At 40.5% G+C, this 23,297-nt stretch carries 19 protein-coding genes; 14 read left to right on the forward strand and 5 right to left on the reverse strand.

Annotated elements, in window-relative coordinates; all coding sequences use genetic code 11:
- Window positions 1-145: 145 nt before the first annotated feature.
- Complete coding sequence (locus tag HKX40_RS09115; protein ID WP_171589267.1) at window positions 146-1,411, reverse strand: aspartate kinase; 1,266 nt, start codon at window positions 1,409-1,411, stop codon at window positions 146-148.
- A gap of 662 nt (window positions 1,412-2,073) precedes the next feature.
- Between HKX40_RS09115 and HKX40_RS09120 the strand changes: the two genes are divergently transcribed.
- Both HKX40_RS09120 and HKX40_RS09125 read left to right on the forward strand, forming a co-directional pair.
- Complete coding sequence (locus HKX40_RS09120; RefSeq protein WP_171589268.1) at window positions 2,074-2,355, forward strand: UxaA family hydrolase; 282 nt, start codon at window positions 2,074-2,076, stop codon at window positions 2,353-2,355.
- A gap of 16 nt (window positions 2,356-2,371) precedes the next feature.
- The gene (locus tag HKX40_RS09125) at window positions 2,372-3,544 is read left to right on the forward strand and encodes a UxaA family hydrolase (RefSeq protein ID WP_171589269.1); all 1,173 of its coding nucleotides are present in this window, start codon (window positions 2,372-2,374) and stop codon (window positions 3,542-3,544) included.
- A gap of 207 nt (window positions 3,545-3,751) precedes the next feature.
- Here HKX40_RS09125 and dctA read toward each other — a convergent pair whose 3' ends face one another.
- Window positions 3,752-5,011 (reverse strand): C4-dicarboxylate transporter DctA, encoded by a 1,260-nt coding sequence (gene dctA, locus HKX40_RS09130; protein WP_171589270.1) that lies wholly within the window; start codon window positions 5,009-5,011, stop codon window positions 3,752-3,754.
- Between the two features lie 347 nt (window positions 5,012-5,358).
- Here dctA and HKX40_RS09135 point away from each other — a divergent pair, with 347 nt between their 5' ends.
- The 6 genes from HKX40_RS09135 to HKX40_RS09160 all read left to right on the forward strand — a co-directional run bounded on the left by HKX40_RS09135 (window position 5,359) and on the right by HKX40_RS09160 (window position 13,848).
- Window positions 5,359-6,087 carry a GntR family transcriptional regulator gene (locus tag HKX40_RS09135; protein WP_171589271.1) on the forward strand — a complete coding sequence of 243 codons (729 nt, stop codon included), beginning with the start codon at window positions 5,359-5,361 and terminating at the stop codon, window positions 6,085-6,087.
- A gap of 111 nt (window positions 6,088-6,198) precedes the next feature.
- Window positions 6,199-8,169, forward strand: a complete 1,971-nt coding sequence (gene parE / locus HKX40_RS09140; protein ID WP_343043066.1) for a DNA topoisomerase IV subunit B — start codon at window positions 6,199-6,201, stop codon at window positions 8,167-8,169.
- A gap of 14 nt (window positions 8,170-8,183) precedes the next feature.
- Window positions 8,184-10,487: a DNA topoisomerase IV subunit A gene (gene parC, locus HKX40_RS09145; protein ID WP_171589272.1), complete on the forward strand. Its 2,304-nt coding sequence runs from the start codon at window positions 8,184-8,186 to the stop codon at window positions 10,485-10,487.
- Window positions 10,488-10,531: 44 nt separating this feature from the next.
- The gene (locus HKX40_RS09150; RefSeq protein WP_171589273.1) at window positions 10,532-11,566 is read left to right on the forward strand and encodes a CDP-6-deoxy-delta-3,4-glucoseen reductase; all 1,035 of its coding nucleotides are present in this window, start codon (window positions 10,532-10,534) and stop codon (window positions 11,564-11,566) included.
- Between the two features lie 93 nt (window positions 11,567-11,659).
- A complete protein-coding gene (locus HKX40_RS09155) occupies window positions 11,660-12,088 on the forward strand; it encodes a TrbG/VirB9 family P-type conjugative transfer protein (RefSeq protein WP_171589274.1) in 429 nt (142 codons plus the stop codon).
- A gap of 788 nt (window positions 12,089-12,876) precedes the next feature.
- On the forward strand, window positions 12,877-13,848 hold the full coding sequence (locus HKX40_RS09160; protein WP_171589275.1) for a helix-turn-helix domain-containing protein: 972 nt from the start codon (window positions 12,877-12,879) through the stop codon (window positions 13,846-13,848).
- Between the two features lie 17 nt (window positions 13,849-13,865).
- On the opposite strand, the gene HKX40_RS09165 is transcribed toward HKX40_RS09160, so the two are convergent.
- Genes HKX40_RS09165 through HKX40_RS09175 form a run of 3 tightly spaced genes read right to left on the reverse strand, consistent with a single transcriptional unit; the run spans window position 13,866 to window position 17,384 of the window.
- Entirely contained in the window at window positions 13,866-16,007 is a 2,142-nt protein-coding gene (locus HKX40_RS09165; protein ID WP_171589276.1) for a TonB-dependent receptor, read from the reverse strand.
- A 43-nt stretch (window positions 16,008-16,050) separates the two neighbouring features.
- The gene (locus HKX40_RS09170; protein WP_171589277.1) at window positions 16,051-16,359 is read right to left on the reverse strand and encodes a cupin domain-containing protein; all 309 of its coding nucleotides are present in this window, start codon (window positions 16,357-16,359) and stop codon (window positions 16,051-16,053) included.
- A 38-nt stretch (window positions 16,360-16,397) separates the two neighbouring features.
- Window positions 16,398-17,384, reverse strand: a complete 987-nt coding sequence (locus HKX40_RS09175) for a siderophore ABC transporter substrate-binding protein (protein ID WP_171589278.1) — start codon at window positions 17,382-17,384, stop codon at window positions 16,398-16,400.
- A gap of 66 nt (window positions 17,385-17,450) precedes the next feature.
- Between HKX40_RS09175 and HKX40_RS09180 the strand changes: the two genes are divergently transcribed.
- The 6 genes from HKX40_RS09180 to trmD all read left to right on the forward strand — a co-directional run bounded on the left by HKX40_RS09180 (window position 17,451) and on the right by trmD (window position 23,168).
- On the forward strand, window positions 17,451-17,759 hold the full coding sequence (locus HKX40_RS09180; protein ID WP_171589279.1) for a hypothetical protein: 309 nt from the start codon (window positions 17,451-17,453) through the stop codon (window positions 17,757-17,759).
- A gap of 154 nt (window positions 17,760-17,913) precedes the next feature.
- Window positions 17,914-20,529: an alanine--tRNA ligase gene (gene alaS, locus HKX40_RS09185; protein ID WP_171589280.1), complete on the forward strand. Its 2,616-nt coding sequence runs from the start codon at window positions 17,914-17,916 to the stop codon at window positions 20,527-20,529.
- Complete coding sequence (locus tag HKX40_RS09190) at window positions 20,530-20,769, forward strand: sulfurtransferase TusA family protein (protein WP_171589281.1); 240 nt, start codon at window positions 20,530-20,532, stop codon at window positions 20,767-20,769.
- A 418-nt stretch (window positions 20,770-21,187) separates the two neighbouring features.
- Window positions 21,188-21,433: a 30S ribosomal protein S16 gene (rpsP, locus tag HKX40_RS09195; RefSeq protein ID WP_171589282.1), complete on the forward strand. Its 246-nt coding sequence runs from the start codon at window positions 21,188-21,190 to the stop codon at window positions 21,431-21,433.
- Between the two features lie 305 nt (window positions 21,434-21,738).
- The gene (rimM, locus tag HKX40_RS09200) at window positions 21,739-22,335 is read left to right on the forward strand and encodes a ribosome maturation factor RimM (protein WP_343043068.1); all 597 of its coding nucleotides are present in this window, start codon (window positions 21,739-21,741) and stop codon (window positions 22,333-22,335) included.
- Window positions 22,336-22,400: 65 nt separating this feature from the next.
- The gene (gene trmD / locus HKX40_RS09205) at window positions 22,401-23,168 is read left to right on the forward strand and encodes a tRNA (guanosine(37)-N1)-methyltransferase TrmD (RefSeq protein ID WP_171589318.1); all 768 of its coding nucleotides are present in this window, start codon (window positions 22,401-22,403) and stop codon (window positions 23,166-23,168) included.
- Window positions 23,169-23,297 lie beyond the last annotated feature (129 nt).

Raw genomic sequence — 23,297 nt, forward strand, 5'->3', positions numbered from 1 at the left:
CAATGATAGCATACATGATTGCAGCGATAACTCATTAAACAAATAACAGATGATTATCTGTCTAGTGCAAATATTTAATGTCAAAATGATTAAAGCAAGTAAATAGGCGATAAAAAACCAGTGTGTTATCACTGGTTTTTATTCATTAAGCCTTTGCTTCTGGTTCTTTGTCAAGACCGAACGCTTTGTGCAAGGCACGTACCGCAAGTTCCATGTACTTATCTTCGATAGCAACAGAAGTTTTAATTTCACTGGTGCTAATCATTTGGATATTAATACCTTCTTCAGAAAGCGTACGGAACATCTTACTCGCTACGCCAGCATGAGAGTGCATGCCAATACCTACGATTGACACTTTAGCAATTTTCTCGTCAGCAAATACTTCACGGGCTCCCACTGCTGGAACTACAGTGCTGTTAATGACTTCAATAGCACGTTTGAAGTCATTGCGGTTTACTGTGAAAGAGAAGTCTGTAGTGCCATCTACTGATTGATTTTGGATAATCATATCGACATCAATATTAGCTTGGGCGATAGGGTCTAGGATATTAAATGCAACGCCTGGACGGTCAGGCACACCTAAAAGAGTAATCTTAGCTTCATCGCGACTAAATGCAATACCTGAAACAACAGCTGCTTCCATGTTTGTATGTTCCTCAAGAGTAATTAATGTACCTGAATTTTTTTCAACATCTAAATCTATATTAGGATCAGTGAGCGACGATAGCACACGTAAAGGTACATGATACTTGCCAGCAAACTCAACTGAGCGAATTTGTAGAACCTTGGAGCCTAAAGATGCCATCTCTAGCATTTCTTCAAAAGAAATTACAGATAAACGGCGAGCATCAGGCTCTACACGAGGATCTGTGGTGTAAACACCATCTACATCAGTGTAAATAAGGCACTCATCTGCTTTGATTGCAGCAGCAATTGCTACAGCAGAAGTGTCGGAACCACCACGACCAAGGGTAGTGATATTACCCTCATCGTCTACACCTTGGAAGCCAGTTACTACGACAACTTTGCCTAAATCTAAATCCCGCTTGATACGTTCAGACTCGATAGATGTGATGCGAGCCTTGGTATAGGCTTTGTCCGTGCGGACAGGGACTTGCCAGCCAGTATAACTACGAGCTGACACACCGAGTGTCTGTAAAGCAATTGCTAATAAAGCACTACTGGCTTGTTCACCTGTAGATGCCAACATATCCAACTCACGACGATCCGCGAGTTCGTTAATCTCTTTGGCAAGACCAAGTAGGCGGTTGGTTTCGCCGGACATGGCAGACGGTACCACAACTACTTGATGACCTGCTGCATGCCACTTAGCTACGCGCTTAGCGACGTTTTTTATACGTTCGATAGAACCCATAGAGGTTCCACCATATTTATGGACGATTAAAGACATGTTAGTAAAACAAAAATAATTGAAAGGGATTAGGTTTAACCCTATATTCTAGCGGTTTTTCTGGCAAATAAGTAAAAAAATGATAGATAAGAAGCGGAAAATTTTGAGGTAGTAGAGGCAACTAATTGTCTCTATCTTTGTACGAGAACTTCAAATTCTTATATATCCATTCGTTATGAAGTATGAAAGGTGCTTTGGGTGTTTTTTTCCAGGTTAACATTTCAGGTACACCTGGTGAACTAAGAAGTATGAAAGGTGCTTTGGGTGTTTTTTTCCAGGGGCGATAGGTAGATTACCTAATAAGTAGTTAATTATGAATTGGCAAAGCCTAGGCCTAGGTACGCTTGTACCATTTCTTTGAAATAAGCTTGTAATTTTGATATATGCCACGCTAGTTTTATGTGGCTAATAAAAGGATAACATAGGTGATGGGGAATCGCTGATTGAGTTTGGATATTTAGGCGTTTCTTTGTCATATCACAATTTTTAACCATATTAGCTGCTTAATTTTTATAGAAATATCTCTAATTTTGTTATAAATCATATATATGATTTGATTGACTTTGATGATTTAAATATATAAAATTAATAATGATTCAGAGGTTCATGGTATGGACTGGAATCAATAGCCGTTTTTTATTAATCATCAAAAGGAGAATGTGATGATACATGCTATCTTGCATGACACCAAGGATACTGTTGCTGTAGTGGTGTTGGAAGGTCTGGAAGCTGGTCAGAAACTCAATTGCTGGAATATGGAGACTGATGAGATTATTGAAGTAGAAGCCAAGCAAGCTATCCCTATTGGCCATAAAGTGGCTTTGACTAAAATGAGTCTTGGAGACACTGTATTTAAGTATGGTACTGATATTGGCAAGGTTGTTCAAGCCATAGAACCTGGTGAACATGCTCATGTTCATAATATTAAGACAAAACGCTGGTAATTAGGAGGGACAAAATATGTCAGTAATTAGTAATCAAACTACTTTTTGGGGGTATCGCCGTGCTAATGGCAGGGTTGGTGTGAGAAATCATGTCATTATTTTACCTGTGGACGATATTTCTAATGCCGCAGTAGAAGCTGTTGCTAACAATGTCAAAGGAACATTAGCACTTCCTCACCCATATGGCAGGTTGCAGTTTGGGGAAGATTTGGAGTTGCATTTTAGGACTCTGATTGGGACTGGATGTAATCCTAATGTGGCTGCAGTTATTGTCATAGGTATTGAGGAAGGGTGGACTAAAAAAATTGTTGATGCAATAGCAATGACAGGAAAACCTGTAGCAGGTTTTAGTATTGAATTGAACGGTGACCACCAGACTATTTTAAATGCATCTCGTAAAGCCAAAGAATTTGTGCACTATGCTACTTCATTACACCGAGAAGAATGTCCATTACATGAGCTGTGGGTATCGACGAAGTGCGGTGAGTCAGATACAACTTCTGGTTGTGGGGCTAATCCGACAGTGGGAAATGCGTTTGATAAGTTGCATGCTAATGGTAATACACTAGTTTTTGGTGAAACATCAGAACTCACCGGAGGAGAACATATCGTTGCTGCTCGATGTGTTGATGAATCCGTCCGAGAACGGTTTATGTTTATGTTTAACCGCTACCAAGAGATGATTGATCGATGGAAAACATCGGATTTATCAGAGTCTCAACCTACTAAAGGAAATATTGCTGGCGGATTAACAACAATTGAGGAAAAGGCTCTAGGGAATATTCAAAAGATTGGTAAATGTCAAGTTGATGGAGTTTTAGATAAAGCAGAAATGCCATCAAGTAGAGGGTTGTGGTTTATGGACTCATCTTCTGCTGCCGCAGAAATGGTGACATTGTGTGCCGCTTCGGGATTTGTTGTTCATTTCTTTCCAACAGGGCAAGGTAATGTTATTGGAAATCCTATCTTACCAGTCATCAAAATTTGTGCTAATCCTAGAACTGTTCGTACTATGTCAGAGCATATTGATGTCGATGTGACACAGTTACTACAACGAGAAATGAATCTAGACCAAGCGGGTGATAAATTGCTAGAGGCGATGTTAGCTACTGCTAATGGACGATGGACTTCAGCAGAAGTGCTTGGGCATAGAGAGTTTGTATTAACTCGATTATTTGAGAGTGCATAAAGTATTTTGCTAATTCTTTCAATAATAGGAAGCCCTCATGAGTTTGTTGTAGAACCCATGAGGGCATTTACTATGGAAAAGTAAAATTGTATCGTGATGGGTAATGATTAGGATGCAAGATGATGATATATAAAAGTCCTGTAGGTACTAGAAAGGCTAATATCTCTAAAGATATTAGCCATAAATCATACCTGACATTGATAAATCCTAACTTGAACTAGTTAACTCCTTTTTCGCCATAGTTAAATCAAGTTGTTTTTCCCACTTTGCTATGACAAGTGTTGCGATAACATTTCCAACTAGGTTTGTAAGTGCTCGTACCTCATTAAGAATACGGTCAATGCCCATCACCAAAGTTACACCAGCAACAGGAATTAGTGGATGAGCTGAAAGGGTAGCTGTAAGTACTACCAGAGCTGCTCCAGCAACGCCAGCACCGCCTTTGGAGGTAAAGAGCATAACGATAATAAGACCTATGAGAGCCTCGGTAGATACATGAACGTTCATGGCTTGTGCTAAGAACATAACAGTCATAGATAAATAAATAGCTGCACCATCCAAATTAAAGGAGTAGCCTGTTGGTAATACCAAACCTACAATAGATTTAGAGCAACCTAATTTTTCCATTTTGACCATGATTCTTGGAAGAACGGATTCTGTCGTGGATGTTCCTAGTACAATCAGTAGTTCATCTTTAATGTATCTTAATAGTGGTAGTAGTCCGACTCCTGCATATCTACAGAGAGTCCCAAGGATGACAAAAATAAACAATATGGATGTGGTATACAAGCATAAAATTAACCATAAAAAATTAGTGAGAGAAGTTGCTCCATATTTTCCTACTGTAAAGGCCATAGCACCAAATGCTGCAAATGGAGCTACTTCCATAATGTAGTCAATAATCTTCATTAGAGCAGAACTAACGAGCTCAATACCTTCAACAACTTGTTTGGTTTTCGTGCCTAAATGAGATAAAGCGATTCCAAATAAAACGGAAAATAATAGAACTTGAATTAGATTGCCATCGGCAAAGGCGCCTATTACTGATTTAGGAATAAATGAAAGGATTAAAGTTAAAATGTCAGGTGCTGCATGTGATGACATTTCTGTATACCTCTGTGTAGCAGCACTGCTGAGGGTTGCTGGATCAATATTCATTCCGACACCAGGTTCAAAAATTAATGCGACAGCAACACCAATTAAAAGAGCAATAGTACTGACCACCTCGAAATAAAACAAAGTTTTAACACCAACCCTACCCACTTCTTTCATGCTTTCCATTTTGGCTATACCAAGACTAACAGTACAGAAGATGATAGGAGTAATGAGCATTTTAATTAAGTGGATAAAAAGATCGGCAAAAAATTTGGCTTTTATGCCGAATTGGGGAAACATAAATCCACAAATAATTCCTAAGACTAATCCTAGGAGAACTCTGGCATATAAGTGCTTGAATATTCTAAACATAGTTGTCTCCAATAGTGGAAATTACACTCTCTTTGGAATGTTTGGTTGGCAGTTGTTAGACAATTTATATCTTTATAGTTTTGGATATATAGATTGTTTACTATAGTGGTTTCAAGATGGTGTATTTCATCGTTGTCTCCTATTAGAAAAGGTTAAAAATTATTTTAAATATAATGATTTTTTATAACTATTTATTCTATATATATAAATCATTAAAGTCAAATAAATCATATATATGATTTATTTTATTTTATTTTATTTGTTTTTAATTGAGTATGTTATTTATACAAATGCATATTTCTTTATTAAATATTTTTTTCTTGAGAAATTAGTGTAGAATTGCAGACATGAATACATTATCGTCATTAAGAAGAAATTTGCCTCTATATTTGTCCATTAAACAAGCTATGCTAAAAAGGCTTGCTGATGGTGTTTGGGTGCGTGGTTCAAAACTGCCGCCTGAACCCGAGTTGGCTAAGATGTTTGGTGTATCAATTGGAACCATTAGAAAAGCAGTGGATGAGCTTGTTATTGAGGATATCCTGATAAGATATCAGGGAAGGGGTACTTATATTTCTAATCATGAAAGCCAATCCCATTTTTTTAAATTTTTCCGTATTGCTAGAAAAGATGGTCTGCAAAGTTTTCCTGTGAGTAAGGTCAGATTTTTTGAGAAAATTAAACCATCAGAAGAGGTGAGGGAAGCCTTGCAACTTGGCAGAAATGATGTGGTGTTCCATTTTTACAATAGTCTCAGCATCAATAATGATTCAGTGATGATAGATGAGATTTTTGTTCCTTCCTCTCATTTCAAGGGGCTTACTAGGGAAGTTTTAGAGGCTCGCAAAGATACCTTATACAATTTCTATCAAAATAAATTCGCGATTAATATCGTAGAAACCAAGGAAAAAATTAGTTCTGGTCAATTAGAGTCTAAATATACACAATGGCTTTCTGCAGAAGAAGGTAAAAGCATTCTGATTATAAAAAGAGTAGCATATACCTATAATCAAATACCAATTGAGTTCAGAATAAGTAGAGTAGCCAATGATGATTATGAGTATCTTGTTCCCTAAACCAGAAATTAATCAGTGTAGTATTGGCTGATGTCAGACTCAGTAGTGAGTCTTTCATATAGCAATCTGCTAAAATAGCCCAGTTTACATAACTAACAGAAAGAATTCACTGTGGCTATCAAAGAAAATTACGACGAAAGTTCGATTCGAGTTCTTAAAGGTTTAGAACCAGTACGTGAGCGTCCCGGTATGTATACGCGTACCGACAATCCCCTCCATATTATCCAAGAAGTGATTGATAATGCTGCCGATGAAGCATTGGCGGGTTTTGCTAAGAAAATTGCTGTTACGCTCAATATAGATAATAGTGTTACCGTTGAAGATGATGGGCGAGGTATTCCTGTCGGATTGCACCCTGAAGAACAAGTTCCTGTAGTAGAAATTGTTTTTACGCGTCTACATGCGGGGGGTAAATTTGATAAAAAGGCAGGAGGGGCCTATGCCTTTTCTGGTGGCTTGCACGGAGTGGGGGTTTCCGTCACTAATGCTTTATCCACACGATTAGAAGTGGCGGTGACACGTGATGGTCAGGTGCATGAGTTAGTGTTTGCTAATGGTGGTGATGTACAGACACCATTACATGTAATTGATACTGCCCCTAAGCGTAAGACAGGTACGCGTGTACGTGTGTGGCCAGATGCGAAGTATTTTGATTCAGCCAATATTCCTCTTAATGAGTTGGTGCATCTGTTACGCAGCAAAGCCGTACTCATGCCTGGTGTGGAAGTGGTGTTGACCATAGCCAAAACCGGTGAAGTACGTAAGTGGCGCTATGAAGATGGCTTAAAAGGCTATTTACGCGAAGAATTAGCGGATACCGAGTTATTAATTCCTCTTTTTGCTGGTGAAGACTATGCAGATGAGCACCACGATACGTTTGCGGAAGGTGAGGGGGCTGCTTGGGTTGTCGCTTGGACAGTGGAGGGAGCTGTTGTTCGTGAGTCGTATGTCAATCTCATTCCCACCACCAGTGGGGGCACGCATGAGTCTGGTTTGAGAGAAGGACTTTTTACAGCACTCAAAAGTTTTGCTGAAATGCACAATCTTTTACCTAAAGGCATTAAGTTATTACCTGAAGATGTGTTTGCTCGTGCAAGTTTCGTATTATCAGCCAAGGTACTCGACCCACAATTCCAAGGTCAGGTCAAAGAGCGACTCAATAGCCGTGACGCAGTGCGTTTGGTGTCTGGCTTTGTGCGTTCAGCATTGGAATTATGGCTTAATTCTAATGTGGAGCATGGCAAGAAATTAGCTGAGTTTGCAATCAAACAAGCACAAGCACGGACCAAATCTGCTCAGAAAGTTGAAAAACGTAAGAGTTCTGGTGTGGCGGTATTACCTGGTAAGTTGACGGATTGTGAGTCTGAAGATGTGAGTCGTACCGAGGTGTTTTTAGTAGAGGGTGACTCGGCTGGTGGCTCGGCGAAGAAAGGGCGCGATAAAGAATACCAAGCCATTTTACCTTTGCGCGGTAAGGTGTTAAACGCATGGGAAGTAGAAAAAGACCGACTTTTTGCCAATAATGAAATTCATGATATTTCGGTAGCGATTGGGGTGGATCCACACGGCCCAGAGGATAATCCAGACTTGTCGGGACTACGCTATCGTCGCATTTGCATTCTTTCTGATGCGGATGTGGATGGCTCACATATTCAAGTCTTGTTGTTGACCTTATTCTATCGTCATTTCCCTCGCTTGGTGGAAAATGGTTTTGTGTATATTGCCAAACCACCTTTATTCCGTGTGGATGTGGCTGCTTCGGGTAAACGTCCTGCTCGCAAGATTTATTGTTTAGATGAAGAAGAGCTAGAAAGCGTCAAAGAAAAACTCCTTAACAAAGAAAACGTACGTGAATCGGCGATTACGATTAGTCGTTTCAAAGGCTTGGGTGAAATGAATCCTGAGCAGCTTTGGGAAACGACCTTAAATCCTGATACACGTCGTTTATTGAGGGTGAGTTTCGGGCAATGGGACAATGCTGCCACCCAGCAAATGTTTGATATGTTAATGGGTAAAAGCGAGTCTTCGCAACGTCGTTCGTGGATTGAAGAAAAAGGTAATCTAGCTGAATTGGATGTTTAAATAGTAGCAGAATCATGACAGAACAAACAGATTTACTCAATACAGAAGAAAATGGTGAGCCTAGTATTACGCTAGGACTGTATGCAGAAAAAGCCTATTTAGACTATGCGGTTTCTGTGGTTAAGGGGCGTGCATTGCCTGATGTGGGTGATGGTCAGAAGCCCGTACAACGCCGTATTCTCTATGCGATGGATCGTATGGGTTTGCGTGCTGGGGCTAAACCTGTGAAATCTGCACGTGTAGTGGGGGATGTACTAGGTAAGTATCACCCTCATGGTGACCAAGCGGCGTATGATGCCATGGTGCGTATGGCACAGGATTTCTCATTGCGCTATCCCTTGATTGATGGTCAAGGTAATTTTGGCTCGCGTGATGGCGATGGTGCAGCGGCAATGCGTTATACCGAGGCACGCTTAACACCAATAGCAGAGCTTTTGCTGGATGAATTAGGCGAAGGCACGGTGAATTTTATTCCTAATTATGATGGTCAGGAATTAGAGCCAGAGATTTTGCCTGCGCGTTTGCCGATGATGTTGCTAAATGGGGCCTCTGGTATTGCGGTGGGGATGGCAACAGAAATTCCTTCGCACAATCTCAAAGAAGTGGCCGCAGCTTGCGTGGCGTTATTAAAAAATCCACGACTACCTGATGAAGAGTTGTTCAGTTTAATTCCTGGCCCTGATTTTAATGGGGGGGCACAAATTATTTCTCCTGCAGAAGTGATTCAGCAGACCTATTTGACAGGCAAGGGTTCTTTAAAAGTCCGCGCACGTTGGGAATTTGAAGAAATGGCGCGTGGGCAGTGGCAGTTGGTAGTGACTGAATTGCCTCCTAACACTTCTAGCCAAAAAGTGTTAGAAGAAATCGAAGAAATCACCAATCCTAAGGTTAAAGCAGGCAAAAAAACACTCTCGCAAGAGCAACAACAGGCTAAAGCCGCGATGTTGGCTTTGCTTGAGAATGTGCGTGATGAGTCGGGTAAAGAGGCGGATGTACGCTTAGTCTTTGAACCCAAATCTTCGCGTATCGATCGTGATGAGTTTGTAAATGCTTTATTAGCTAGCACCAGTATGGAGGGTAATGCCTCTGTGAATCTGGTGTGTATTGGTATTGATGGTCGTCCTAAACAACGTAGTTTGCGTGACATTATTTTGGAATGGTTGACGTTCCGCACTCAAACTGTTACCCGTCGTTGTGAGTATCGCTTGAACAAGGTCAATGACCGTATTCATATTTTAGAAGGTCGTCAGCTCGTTTATCTCAATGTGGATGAGGTGATTCAAACCATTCGTGAATCTGATGATCCTAAAGAAGCCTTGATGTCTCGCTTTTCACTCACAGAACGCCAAGCCGAAGATATTTTGGAAATGCGTTTACGTCAATTAGCACGCTTAGAGGGCTTTAAAATCGAACAAGAATTGGCGGAAAAACGTGAGGAAAAAGCCAAGTTGGAAGACTTGCTCGCCAATCCTTCTGCCTTAAAACGCTTGATAGTAAAAGAGATTGAAGCCGATGCCAAGAAATACGGTGATGAGCGTCGCACAGTGATTGAAGAAGCCGAGCGCGCGGTAGTTGAGAATAAAGTAGTCGATGAACCTGTCACTGTGATTATTTCAGAAAAAGGCTGGTTGCGCTCACGCCAAGGTCATGGACATGATTTAAGCGGCGTACATTTCAAAACAGGAGATAAATTCTATGCCAGTTTTGAATGCCGTAGCGTGGATACCTTGATTGCTATTGGCTCTAATGGACGCGTGTATTCCGTACCTGTTGCCAATCTTCCCTCTGCACGAGGAGATGGACAGCCTATTACGGCGATGATTGATTTAGAAGCTGGCACACATATTGTGCATATGATAGCTGGGGCAGACAATACCCGCTGGTTATTGGCACAGGACAATGGTTTAGGCTTTAGCGCACGCATTGCCGATATGACAACACGCCAAAAAGCGGGTAAAGCTTTCATTAATTTGGAAGATAAAGCCAAAATCATGCGTCCAGTGGCCTTGCCTGATAATACGCGCTATGTAGGTATGCTGACCAAAACCAATCGCTTCTTGATGATTGATGTGAATGAAGTGAAAGCCCTTAGCGGTGGCGGTCGCGGTACGATTTTAATGACCTTTGATGCCAAAGATACTTTTGCACAGATATTGGCTGTAAATGATCAAGGCATTATGGCGACAGGCATTTATCGCAATAAAGATGTGGAAGATTTAATTGCCTTGGGTGACTTACAAGAGTTTATCGGTAAACGCGCCCGCAAAGGCAAGACCTTGAGCTTACGGATGAAACAAGCGACCTTGTTGCCGTTGTAGGGTATAATGTCGCATCAACACTTTTTTGGAGTATCAACACTATCATGGCTTACCAAGTAACTATTGAATCCAGTAACCATACTTTCACCGTGAAGGAGGGGCAAACTATCTTAGATGCCGCACTGGAGCAGGATATTGTTCTGCCTTATAGCTGTCGTACAGGCTCTTGTACTAGCTGTAAGGGTAAGGTAGTTTCTGGTGAGTATGAGGCTGGTCCAGGTACAGCCACCTTGGTGTCTGATGAAGAAAAAGCGCAAGGTGCTTGTTTATTCTGTGAAACTAAGCCTTTGTCGGATTTGGTTATTCAGGCCAGAGAGGTGCGTTTAGCATCGGATATTCAGGTGAAGAAAATGCCTGTGCGTGTCAGTGAAATGACTCAGCTGGCTGATGATGTGATGAAGGTGGTCTTGCAAACGCCGGGCTCAGAGAAATTTATTTATGAACCGGGGCAGTATGTAGAGTTTATCCTGAAAGATGGTTCTCGTCGTGCTTATTCACTGGCTACGCGTACAGCAGAGAATAATATGATTGAGTTACATATTCGTCATATGCCGGGTGGTTTGTTTACCGATTATGTGTTTGGAGCGGGTAATACAGCGATGAAAGTGCGTGAAATTTTGCGTTTGGAGGGGCCTTTGGGTTCTTTCTTCTTGCGCAAAGATTCGGACAAGCCGACTGTGTTATTAGCTAGTGGTACGGGTTTTGCGCCTTTGAAAGCTATTATGGAAGAGGTGATTGCGGTGGGTATGCCACAGTCGATTACGCTTTATTGGGGTGGTCGCCGTCCTGCGGATATTTATATGATGGATTTGTGTCGTGAGTGGGAAGCGACCTTACCTAATTTTAAATTTGTGCCTGTGGTATCTAATGCTTTGCCAGAGGATAATTGGACAGGGCGCACAGGGTTTGTACACGCCGCGGTATTAGAGGATATTCCTGACTTGAGTGATTATCAGGTGTATGCTTGTGGTGCGCCGATTGTGGTGTCCAGTGCGCGAGAGGCTTACACTAAAGCAGGACTGCCAGCGGATGAGTTCTATGCGGATTCGTTTACATCGGCGGCTGATGCGGTGAAGTAGGAATAGGGAGTGGATAAAAATGTCCACCCCCATAGTCAAAAGCATAAAAATTTGCCAAGATAATAGCCAAAAATTTTCACCAAGGAGGCTATTATGCGTTTTTTTTCATCATATACCGCTTTAGTACCAGTATTTTCTTTCCTTTCTCGTGCGGCTTTAATAGCAGTTGTTGTATCTTTGACAGCTTGCACCACGCAACCCGAGTGGCTACAGAAAAAGCGGCATTATCCTGATTGGCAGTTGAGTCCTACCGAAGTGAATCAATATTCTTTTGAATGGGAAATGAGTGGTGATCAAGAAGTTCTTCCTGAGCTTGTATTTAGTACACAAAGTGAAATTTGGATGCGTTTTTTACCTCATCAAAATATCCCTGTGATTATGGGGGTTGATGCCAAGACACAGCAAGAAAGAGTACTCAAAATTCATCACAATCCGCCTTATGTGGTATTACGAGCTCCTTATGCCACCTTACGTTTACGAGGAGCTGGAGGAGAGAAGGGCGTGATTTGGCATGCTAGGTAGGAGAAAAATAATTGATTTATTATAAAAATCCCAAAATATAATTATTTTTTTAGAAAATCAGCGGATAATAATTGATTTTTAGAAAAAAGAATAAAAAATAATTGATTTCATTCCAATAAAATTGGTTTTTGATGAAATCAACTTAGAATAATCAGTTTTACTATGCATCAGAAATGGAATGGGATATGGAGAAGGCGATTAATCAACCTATCGGTGCACTGTGGTTAATAGACTATTTTAAGTTGAAAATATTTTTGCCACTGGCTGTCTGTAGTGGTATTGCTTCTCGTTGTTTTACTGAAATAGAGAAGAGTACGGGGTATTGTGTTAATTTGTGCCAGAGTCGCAATACCTCACAATAGTCCCACAAAATGTTATAGAAATGATGCCATTATATAGGATAAATAAATTGACCTATTGCTTGTTTCTTCAATGCATCCCTGATTTGCTATCAGCGAGGGAACCTTAGCAAAGTCTCCCTGAGAGCTTGGTTCTATATTCAATAAATTTATTATTTCAAAATTAAAATTTCATGGTAATAAGAATGATTTTTATTTAAAATAGGTATTATTTGTTGAACTATGAGCATTGTAGCAATCATATTTATATAAGGGAATTGTTTGTCTTATGATGTTCAATATACAGTATATGTCTGGACATTGACTCTGAAGATACGAGAGCTATGTTTATTCCTTACATGAGCATTTAAATAATGCTTTAGTTACACGCCCATGCAAGTGAAGGTGTAAAGGATGGTATATTTTGACCCTGTTTAGTCCATTATAATCATGAGTCTCTCCACGATTTATCAACAATATCAATCATTTTTGGCAGCTCCCATTAAAATCAAGAAAGAAACTGCTTCTACCTACCAGTGTTCAGTGATGTACACAAAGCAATCAGACTTACAAACAAAAATGCAAATTGATTGTTTTGATTCAGGTATCCTGCTTTCCCGTTTTATAGGGCAAGGAGCCGGAGCTTTTTATTCTCCTGGTGAGCATTTTAGTCATAATCTTGCTTTCTTTATAATGTCTAATGGAAGTAACCACTCTATTTTAGATAACCAAACCGTAGTGAATATAAAAGCAGGTCAACTTTGGCTTGTACAAGGAGATATCCAAAGCAAAGGAGAACAAAAGCGAACTGTAAATGGGCTTGTTTCAGGAATTCATTGCGATTTTTCCAAAGATAAGTTAGAACGGTGGTTGGATGAAGGTCTAATCAGCAAAGATATTATAAAACCATCTCGACATATTCAATTACTTAATAATAATGCTTCTGCTTTGATGCCACTGGTGCAAAAAATAACGACTCTTCCTTATTCACTGAGTTGTACTTTGGAAAAAATAGAACTTGAATCATATACACTTGCTTTGGTCGCTAAACTCTTACGTTTTTCTCTTTTAAAGCCATTGTCTCGATTAGACAATAACAAAATAAATGATGCTATTGACATCATAAGAGCAGAGTGTACACAACCCCTAACTATTGAGGCATTAGCTAGAAAGGTAGGGATGAATGAGTGCTACCTTAAAAAATATTTCAAACAACAAACGGGACAAACAATAGCTGATTATATTCGCCAAGAACGCCTAAATCTTGCCTTTGATATGTTAAGTAACCAAGGCAAAACTATTCAAGAAACGATGTACTTCACAGGATATAAACATAGGGGAAATTTTTGTGCCATTTTTAAACAGAAATTTGGATATTCTCCCTCTGAAATCATTAATCCTCATTATTCTCTTCCAGAATAATGAGGACATATTAGTCTCTAAAAGTTAATTGTACTTGAAACTAAGAAAGTTCTTCCCTGACCTACGGTCAAGAATCCACTTCCTCCCCCTAAGACCTGGCCTTGTCCCCAATAGGCTTTGTTTGTCACATTATTGACTAGAGCTCTAAAAGTAACTTCCTTACCTGCAATTTTGGTTTGATAGCGTGCTCCAATATCAAAAATGGTTCTACTAGGAAGAGTAATTTTATTAGTTGCATCAAAGTATTGTTTAGAGCTCCAAGTTGCGTTAGCCATTAAAGTTAGACCAGGTGCAAATGGGGTATCCCATTCAACCCCCAGTTTTGCTTGTCTAGTAGGTATACCAGGAGCTGTATTTCCTTGATTAATTCCACCTGCTGTTTTGGTTAATTTGGGCTGAATAAACGCCAATCCTCCCATCAAACGCAAATGTTCTATTGGTTCTCCAACAAAAGTCCATTCTAGCCCTCGGTTGCGTTGCTCTCCACCGAAAGAGAATATATTGGTATTTGGGTCTGTATAACTACTTGGTTTTTTAATCTCGAATATACTGATGGTATTTGAGAAATTAGCAATATCAAACTTTACTCCAGCCTCCATTTGTTTTGTTTTATAGGGAGCAAAAACTTCTCCTGCATTAGCTGCCGTCAGAGGAGCAGAGGCTCCTTGGCTTAAACCTTCCATATAGTTTGCGTATACAGAAACCTGAGGTGTTACCTTATAAAGAATAGCGAATGCAGGAATAGTTGCACTCTCATCATAAACTGTTTTAATATTCGTAAGAGGGTTGGTTGATTTATCAATCACTTGTTGATGGCGAAGACCTAGAGTAAACTGTAACTTATCATCAAACAATGAGATGTTATCAACAAATCCAATGCTTTTCAGCGTGAGTCCTCTTTTTAGAATGTGCATAGAAGGATCGACATAAATTTCATCTCCCCAAACTGGATTATAGAGATTAGTTTTAATCATCTGACGAGACCTTCCACCATATTCATTTTGATCATGGTGATAATAGGTGGTGTTTAGGGCGACTTCGTGTCGTACATTTCCTGTCATGAAATTACCACGAACCCCTACATCAGCAGACGTTTTTTCTACATCAAATCCCAGACCTGCTAATGTGGTCGTAAAAGTTCCTTGTGCATCATTGATAGTTGCTCCAGCTGCGCCATTATAGTGATAATCTGACTTACTATGTCCAATTTTTCCATAGATTGATAGTCTGTCATTAAAATTATATTGTGAACTTAATATCACGGCTTTATCCTGCATCCTTACAAAAGACCAATCAGGAGTTAATAACGTATCAGGATTAGGAGGAGATGGTATACGCTCCAATGTTCCTAGACTAGATATACCTCGATTAACCCCATCCACATGATTTTTGCTGTAATAACCAGTTAGTAACACGCTGCCTTTTTCTCCTGTCCAATCTAAAGACAAAGAGGCTAGTTGATTTTTTTGCTTTTGATCCTTAATAGAACCTTCTCCACCTCTGGTCAACCCATTGAATCTAATGCCAAATTGCTTGGTATCTCCAAACCTTCTCCCAATATCAGTATGAACCCCAACGTTTGCATTAGACATATAACTTGTAGTTAATTGTGTTAAAGGTTCACTTCCTGCTCGTTTAGGCATTACATTGATGACCCCACCTACAGATCCTTTCGGTGTCATACCATTTAATATTGCAGAAGGCCCTTTTAAGACTTGTATGTTTTCAAATAGCTCTGGCGATGTACGATAAAAAGGAGCCATACCTATAAGCCCATCAACTGTAACATCATTAGGATCCACGTTAAATCCTCGTATTGAATAGTTTTCACTCCATGACCCACTGGCTTTATTACTAAAAAAACTAGGATCAGTTTTATCAATAACTTCTGTGATGTCTCTAGCCTGGATATCACTTACATATTTTTCCGTAAAATTTATGACGCTGAAAGGGGTACTTTTATTGTCTTTAACACCTAAAAAACCTAACTCATTGAGTTTAGAAACCTGACCTCCTGCATATACAGAATGGTTTTCAGCAATAACCGTACTTAATTGATGAACTGTTTCTTTGCCCTCTATTGTATTTTCCAGGTCTTTGGCATAGCCATAAGTTGTCAACAAACTCATCGCTAAGGGTAATAAATAAAATTTCTTCATTATATTCCTCTAACTCTAATTTTTAATTTCATTAAAAATTCTTTTATACAGAAACACTCTGCTCTATCAAAACAATGGCACATTCTTTTAATGCCCCTGGTTTATGCTCACAATGCTTCTCTACGACACAGCAATCCCCTGCATTAAGCCATACCCGATTAGCATTGGGATAGTCGATAAACATTTGACCCGAAACCACGTAGACAATCTTGTCGCTGTGGTTATGACAATGCCACTCAAATTCTCCGATAAACTTCACAAACCTTAGCTGAAAATCCCCCATTGAGACTAGTTTGGGATGCCAATGTTCTTTTAAATTAGATAAGCATTTATGGATATTAATCACTTGCATAGGTTGAATTTCTCCTGTATACACACTACTTAACACATCTATAAACTAGTATTGACCTCTACGGACGAGAATTTTTCAAGAATTTGTTGGATAGCTCTTTCCAATTGTTCGGATCCTCCTGCTGCAATATAATTCGCTGTTGGCATAATAATGATTTGCTTTTTTCTCCATGCAGTTGTCTGATGAATGAGCGCATTATCTAGAACAGTCATTGCCGCAGGTCCTCTATCTCCCAATGCGGCTGTTCTGTCCAAGACAAAAAGCCAATCTGGATTTTTGTCTCGAATGTATTCGAATGAAATGGGCTGCCCATGCCCTGTTGTCTTGAGTGTGGTATCGACAGGGGGAATACCAACATCTTTATGAATCCAGCTTCCTAATCTTGAGTTGGGAGAGAATGCTGTGATTTTGTTTCCTGTGATGGAGATGACCAGCCCGTTACCTTTTCCTTTAACTAATTGTTGAGCTTTCTCAAACTGTTGATTAATTTTCTGTATCAAAGACTGAGCCTCTTTTTGTTTATCAAAAATATTGGCTAATAAAGCAATTTGTTGTATCCCTGAACCACGGATGTCGTAGTTATCAATTGTTAAATCAATTGTTGGTGCGATTTTTTCAAGCTCAGGATATGCGACTGCACCAGGCCCTCCAGTGATAATTAAATCAGGCTGATAGGCATGTAGAGCCTCATAATTAGGCTGAAATAATGTTCCTACTTTTAACTTGTCCTTGAAAGCGTCTTCTAAGTAATCCACATGAACTTTTTCTGTTGTTGCACCTATTGGGATATGTAATTTATGTAAGGTATCAAGAGCCGCCCAATCATATACAGCTACTCGTTTAGGATGTCGAGGTATGACAACGTTACCTCGAGGAGTATGAATAGTTATCTCATTTTGGTTATTATGTTTTTCTATGAAAAATGTCTCAGAGTTAGAATCATGTAATTGTCCAAAAGTTTGAGATACACAACCCACTGTTACTATGATAAAAAATATAGACTTTAAGAGGGCAGAATAATGCATAGACGACCTTTATGAAAATAAAAATGATTTTTATTTAATATAAAAAGTATTCCTTCTGTCGTCTATATGACTTCCTTAATAATTCCTGGTTTCGCTATTCTTTTTCCTGATTCTGCAATCCGGCAAAAGGAAAAAAATGTCCACCTCCATAGTCAAATGAAACAAGAGGTTGCTTATTTGCAGCAGCATGATAGGGCTAGAATGGCACTTAAAGCCATTGTAGATATGCCTGATCACTACGCGGATAGAATTATCCGAAGTATGTTAGATAATAAGGGACAGCTCAGTCAGAAATTAAAAAAAGAGTATGAGTTTTTAGCCTCAGAGGGCGTATGGGAGGAAATGGTGGCGGCTGTTCAAGCAGTTTTTGGGTGAGATAGCGATAGAAAATGAAATCTTGCTAACAATGGGTATGTTTACAGTACCTTGAGCTTTGCCCACTATGTTATAGATTAAAAAACTGATACACCTCATGTAACTCTAATAATGCTATAATCAGGAGTTAATTTTAATTTTTCGATTAATTCCTATGAAAACCGCAGAAATACGCTCAAAGTTTTTAAAGTTTTTTGAATCGCGTGGGCATACGATTGTGAAATCGTCGTCTTTGGTGCCTGCTAATGACCCTACCTTGTTATTTACTAACTCTGGTATGGTGCAGTTTAAAGATGTGTTTACAGGCAAGGATACTCGCCCTTACCGTCGTGCGACGACAGCTCAACGCTCTTTGCGTGCTGGTGGTAAGCACAATGACCTAGAGAATGTAGGCTATACCGCGCGTCACCACACTTTCTTTGAAATGTTGGGTAACTTTAGCTTTGGTGATTATTTCAAAGAAGATGCCATCAAGTTTGCATGGGAATTATTGACGACTGTTTATATGCTACCTAAAGAAAAGCTTTGGGTAACTGTTTATTTTGAAGATGATGAGGCTTACGGTATTTGGAAAGACCAAGTAGGTGTACCTCCAGAGCGTATTATCCGTATTGGTGATAACAAAGGGGCACGTTATGCCTCTGATAACTTCTGGCAAATGGCGGATACAGGTCCTTGTGGTCCTTGTTCTGAAATCTTCTATGATCATGGTCCTGATGTGTGGGGTGGTCCTCCAGGATCACCAGAGGAAGATGGTGATCGTTATATTGAGATTTGGAATCTCGTATTCATGCAGTTCGATCGTGATAAAGACGGTGTTCTACATCCTTTACCTCATCCTTGTGTAGATACTGGCATGGGTTTAGAGCGTATCTCAGCGGTATTGCAACACGTGCATTCTAACTACGAGATTGATTTGTTCCAAAATCTTATCAAAGCCTCTGCACGTGAGACAGGTACGACTGATTTAAGCAATAACTCTCTTAAAGTCATTGCAGACCATATTCGTGCGTGTAGCTTTATGATTGTAGATGGTGTTATTCCCGGTAATGAGGGACGTGGTTATGTATTGCGTCGTATCATTCGCCGCGCATTGCGTCATGGTTATAAACTCGGTCAGACTAAGCCATTCTTCCATAAGTTAGTGGCGGATTTGGTTAAGGAAATGGGTGAGGCTTATCCTGAGTTGGTAGAGCAGCAAGAACGCGTAGCAGCGGTGCTTAAGCTCGAAGAGGAGCGTTTCCAAACCACACTTGAAAAAGGTATGAAAATTCTTGAGGCAGATTTAGAAGGTCTCAAGAAAGGAGATGTGTTAGATGGTCAAACTGTCTTTACGCTTTATGATACCTATGGTTTCCCATTTGACCTAACCGCTGATATTTGCCGTGAACGTGGTGTTGAAGTGGATGAAAAAGGCTTTGAAGCAGCGATGGATCGTCAGCGTGAAATGGCACGTGCGAGCGGTAAATTTAAAATGAATCAAAATCTGACTTATAACGGTCAGAATACGGATTTCCAAGGCTATGTAACTTTGGAAACAGAGGCTACTGTGTTGGCAATTTACCATGAGGGTACAGAGGTTCAAGAAGCAGCCGAGGGTCAAGACGTAGTTATTGTGCTAGACCAGACACCTTTCTATGCAGAGTCCGGTGGTCAAGTTGGTGATGCAGGCGCTTTGACTGGTTTTGGTAATGCTGTTCAAGTCTATGACACTCAAAAAATCACAGCGAATGTCTTTGGTCACTACGGCACAGTGAGTTTGGGGCATATCAAAGTAGGTGATGTTGTTCAAGCCCATGTCAATGTGGCTCGTCGCACTAGCATTACTCGTAACCACTCTGCTACTCACTTAATGCATAAAGCATTGCGTCAAGTCTTGGGTAGTCATGTTCAACAAAAAGGTTCGCTTGTTGATGCAGAGAAGACTCGCTTTGACTTCTCTCATGATGCACCAGTCACTCCAGCACAAATAGCTGAGGTAGAGGCGATTGTGAATGCTGAAATCTTAGCTAACACTGAGGTGCAAGCACAAATGATGGCGTTTGATGATGCTGTGGCTGGTGGTGCGATGGCCTTGTTTGGTGAGAAATACGGTGATGTCGTTCGCGTGCTTGATATTGGTTTCTCTCGTGAGCTTTGCGGTGGTGTTCATGTTAAACGCACCGGTGATATTGGTTTATTCAAAATCGTCTCAGAGGGGGGTATTGCATCAGGTATTCGTCGTGTAGAGGCAGTGACAGGTACGAATGCACTTAACTGGTTACGTAATCTTAACGAGAGTGTTGTACAAACAGCGGCTTTATTTAAAGCAGCACCTGCTGATTTATTTGAGCGTGCGAAGTTGGCACAAGAACAAACTCGTCAACTTGAAAAAGAGCTAGCACAAACTAAAGATAAGTTAGCAAGTGCTATGGCAGCTGAACTTGTTGCACAGGCACAAGTTGTGAAAGGAACGAAGTTATTGGTGACTAAGTTAGATGGTGTTGATACTAAGTTCTTGCGTGAAATTGTGCCACAACTGAAAGATAAATTACTATCTGGTGTTGTCGTAGTTGCTACTGTAGTGGATGGTAAGGTCAGTGTAGCAGTTGGCGTAAGTGCAGATAAAACCACTGCTGTAAAAGCGGGCGAGTTGGTTGGCTTTATCTCTGAAAAAGTAGGAGGTAAAGGCGGTGGTCGTCCAGATATGGCAATGGGTGGGGGCACTCAACCAGAAGCTTTGGATGCCGCTTTGGCTGCAGTTCCTGCTTGGGTGGAAGGAAAACTCTAAATGGGTAATCCTGATTTTGCTGTAGAAGTGGATGCTTGTGGCTTGGTTTGTCCTTTGCCTTTGCTTAGGACAAAGAAAGCCTTGCAAGCATTAGAGAGTGGGCAAGTGGTTAAGGTCATCACAACGGATAAAAATGCTGTTGGTGACTTTCAGGCATTTGCCAAGCAAACAGGGCATCTTATTCTGAGCCAAGATTCCGTTGATAATGAACATATTGTGCATTTTATCCAAAAACGTTAAGTATGGATTTGTGTACTAATATGAGTGGATGCACTTCCTACTCATTAAGGCCAGGTGCTTTTAAATTAAATTACTGTATATGTGAGTAGTAGTGCTATTGCCAGAGGGGCTTGTTGCTGGTGTATATACCAGTGATGGTTGGTAGTAGTGCTATTGCCAGAGGGGCTTGTTGCTGGTGTATATACCAGTGATGGTTGGTCGTAGTGCTATTGCCAGAGAGGCTTGTTGCAGGTGTATATACCAGTGATGGTTGGTCGTAGTGCTATTGCCAGAGAGGCTTGGTGAGGGTAGTGTTGTAAATAAGCGTGATTTTGTAAAAATCTCCTTCTCATGTATTGATTTATTCAGAAAAAACTTCTAAAATTACTCGTTTATTATTTTATTTGACTAACCTATTAACTAAAGAGGAATAACCCCCATGGTGGTGATTCGTTTAGCCCGTGGTGGCTCTAAAAAACGTCCATTTTACAATATCGTAGCAGCTGACTCACGTAATCGTCGTGACGGTCGCTTTATTGAGCGTGTTGGTTTTTATAACCCAGTAGGTAACCCTTCTGTTGAGAACTTGCGCATCGCTTTAGATCGCGTAAACTACTGGACATCTAACGGTGCACAGGTTTCTGATGCTGTTGCTCGTTTGTTAAAATCTTACCAACCAGCTTAATTTGAGTGGGCTGTTGTCTGATGAAGTGAAGCAATAGCTTGGTGAGTTTAGTGATTGTTGATGAGCTAATCTCAAGGGCTGTTTTTTGAAATACTAGTCAGACTAGGTAGATTGAGTAGAATATGACGACCGTTGGCGTAGGCTAACGGTCGTTTTCGTTTAGGTGTTTTGCTAAAGCTCGTGCGTGTTTTGCATATACCTAAAACATAGTCTGTATATTAAAGGGCATGAAACTGGTATGCCAAAGTTGGGTGTAATCTATACGGCTATGCTGTTGAATATAAGATGAGAATAGGGGTAGATTCGTGATAAATGCCATTCCAGAAGATTTAGTGGAGGTTGGGCGTATCGGTGATGCTTACGGTGTTCAGGGTATGATACGTGTTGTTCCATTTTCCGAACAAGAGACGATTCTATTGGATGTCAAACAATGGTGGTTGATGCGTACAGATTTACGTGGCAAGACGTTGGATGCTATGCGTGATGCACAATTAGTGCGTAGCCGTATGCAGGGTAGTGCCATTGTAGCTAAACTGAAAGGTATTGATGATCGCGATCAAGCACAAGCCCTTAAAGGGACAACTGTTTATGTATCACGGGCTGATTTTCCTCAGACAGAGGATGATGAGTTTTATTGGGTGGATTTAATTGGTTGTGCAGTTTATAGCAATCATACTTCTCCAGAATCGTTGATTGGTGTGGTGGCGGAGGTGTCTGATAATGGGGCACATGGTGTGCTGCACGTGCAACGTCAATGTTTAAATGCTGCTGGTGAACCAGAAAATATGCTGACTGCCAAGGGGCGTGCCTTGATGACCCTTATTCCTTTTGTGAGGCAAACTGTGCCGGTAGTGGATTTAGATAAACGTTATATCCAAGCGGATTGGCCTGTGGATTTTTGATTGTAAAAATTAGTCTGTGGATTTTTGATTGTAAAAATTAGTCTGTGGATTTTAATCGTAAAAATATGCGTGTCGATGTTATTACCTTATTTCCTGAGATGTTTTCTGTGGTATCTGAATTAGGTGTCACAGGTAGGGCACATCAGAAAGGGATTTGGTCTTTAAAGACGTGGAATCCGCGAGTGTTTACTGAAGACGTACATCATACGGTTGATGATAGGCCCTATGGTGGAGGTCCTGGTATGGTGATGTTAGCAGAGCCTTTAGTGAAAACTCTTAACGCAATTCGTGCCGAACATACCAGCTTGGGCTTACACCATCCGCTTTATCTTTTAAGCCCCGTCGGTCAGGTATTTAAGCAGGAGCAGGCACAGGCTTTAAGTCAAACCACAGGTTTTATCCTTTTATGCGGGCGTTATGAGGGTATTGATCAGCGCTTTATTAATCATTATGTGGATGGTCAGATTTCTTTGGGGGATTTTGTGCTGTCAGGTGGTGAGATTGCGGCACTGGCGGTGTTGGACAGCATGGTAAGGTTATTGCCGGGAGTGTTGAATACTTTAGATTCAGCACTGCAAGACTCCTTTCATGAGGCGCAGTCTGGCTTATTGGATAGCCCTCACTATACGCGTCCTGAGGTATTTGAAGGGGAGCCAGTGCCAGGGGTGTTGCTATCAGGTCATCATAAAAATATAGCCCAATGGCGGCGAGAGCAATCTTTACGATTGACTGCACAACATCGTCCTGATTTGATTAAATCAGCAAGAAATCAGGGATGGTTAAGTAAAAAAGATGAGCAGTTTCTAAGAGAGCTGTGTGTTGGCAATGAATAAGGCCTAAATATTATTTGGGTTGAGTAAAAAAGATGAGCAGTTTCTAAGAGAACTGTGTATTGGCAATGAATAAGGCCTAAATATTATTTGGGTTGAGTAAAAAAGATGAGCAGTTTTTGAAGAGGTCTT

Source organism: Pelistega europaea, from assembly GCF_013133775.1.
Taxonomy (GTDB): Bacteria; Pseudomonadota; Gammaproteobacteria; order Burkholderiales; family Burkholderiaceae_B; genus Taylorella; species Taylorella europaea.

What these genes read in the sequence shown, in the direction of transcription:
- HKX40_RS09175 (WP_171589278.1), bottom strand. Translation starts at nt 17,384, where the DNA reads ATGCATTATTCTGCCCTCTTAAAGTCTATATTTTTTATCATAGTAACA.
- HKX40_RS09180 (WP_171589279.1), top strand. Translation starts at nt 17,451, where the DNA reads ATGACTTCCTTAATAATTCCTGGTTTCGCTATTCTTTTTCCTGATTCT.
- HKX40_RS09120 (WP_171589268.1), top strand. Translation starts at nt 2,074, where the DNA reads ATGATACATGCTATCTTGCATGACACCAAGGATACTGTTGCTGTAGTG.
- HKX40_RS09190 (WP_171589281.1), top strand. Translation starts at nt 20,530, where the DNA reads ATGGGTAATCCTGATTTTGCTGTAGAAGTGGATGCTTGTGGCTTGGTT.
- HKX40_RS09155 (WP_171589274.1), top strand. Translation starts at nt 11,660, where the DNA reads ATGCGTTTTTTTTCATCATATACCGCTTTAGTACCAGTATTTTCTTTC.
- HKX40_RS09160 (WP_171589275.1), top strand. Translation starts at nt 12,877, where the DNA reads ATGAGTCTCTCCACGATTTATCAACAATATCAATCATTTTTGGCAGCT.
- HKX40_RS09135 (WP_171589271.1), top strand. Translation starts at nt 5,359, where the DNA reads ATGAATACATTATCGTCATTAAGAAGAAATTTGCCTCTATATTTGTCC.
- alaS (WP_171589280.1), top strand. Translation starts at nt 17,914, where the DNA reads ATGAAAACCGCAGAAATACGCTCAAAGTTTTTAAAGTTTTTTGAATCG.
- HKX40_RS09115 (WP_171589267.1), bottom strand. Translation starts at nt 1,411, where the DNA reads ATGTCTTTAATCGTCCATAAATATGGTGGAACCTCTATGGGTTCTATC.
- rpsP (WP_171589282.1), top strand. Translation starts at nt 21,188, where the DNA reads ATGGTGGTGATTCGTTTAGCCCGTGGTGGCTCTAAAAAACGTCCATTT.
- parC (WP_171589272.1), top strand. Translation starts at nt 8,184, where the DNA reads ATGACAGAACAAACAGATTTACTCAATACAGAAGAAAATGGTGAGCCT.
- HKX40_RS09125 (WP_171589269.1), top strand. Translation starts at nt 2,372, where the DNA reads ATGTCAGTAATTAGTAATCAAACTACTTTTTGGGGGTATCGCCGTGCT.
- HKX40_RS09170 (WP_171589277.1), bottom strand. Translation starts at nt 16,359, where the DNA reads ATGCAAGTGATTAATATCCATAAATGCTTATCTAATTTAAAAGAACAT.
- trmD (WP_171589318.1), top strand. Translation starts at nt 22,401, where the DNA reads ATGCGTGTCGATGTTATTACCTTATTTCCTGAGATGTTTTCTGTGGTA.
- dctA (WP_171589270.1), bottom strand. Translation starts at nt 5,011, where the DNA reads ATGTTTAGAATATTCAAGCACTTATATGCCAGAGTTCTCCTAGGATTA.
- HKX40_RS09150 (WP_171589273.1), top strand. Translation starts at nt 10,532, where the DNA reads ATGGCTTACCAAGTAACTATTGAATCCAGTAACCATACTTTCACCGTG.
- HKX40_RS09165 (WP_171589276.1), bottom strand. Translation starts at nt 16,007, where the DNA reads ATGAAGAAATTTTATTTATTACCCTTAGCGATGAGTTTGTTGACAACT.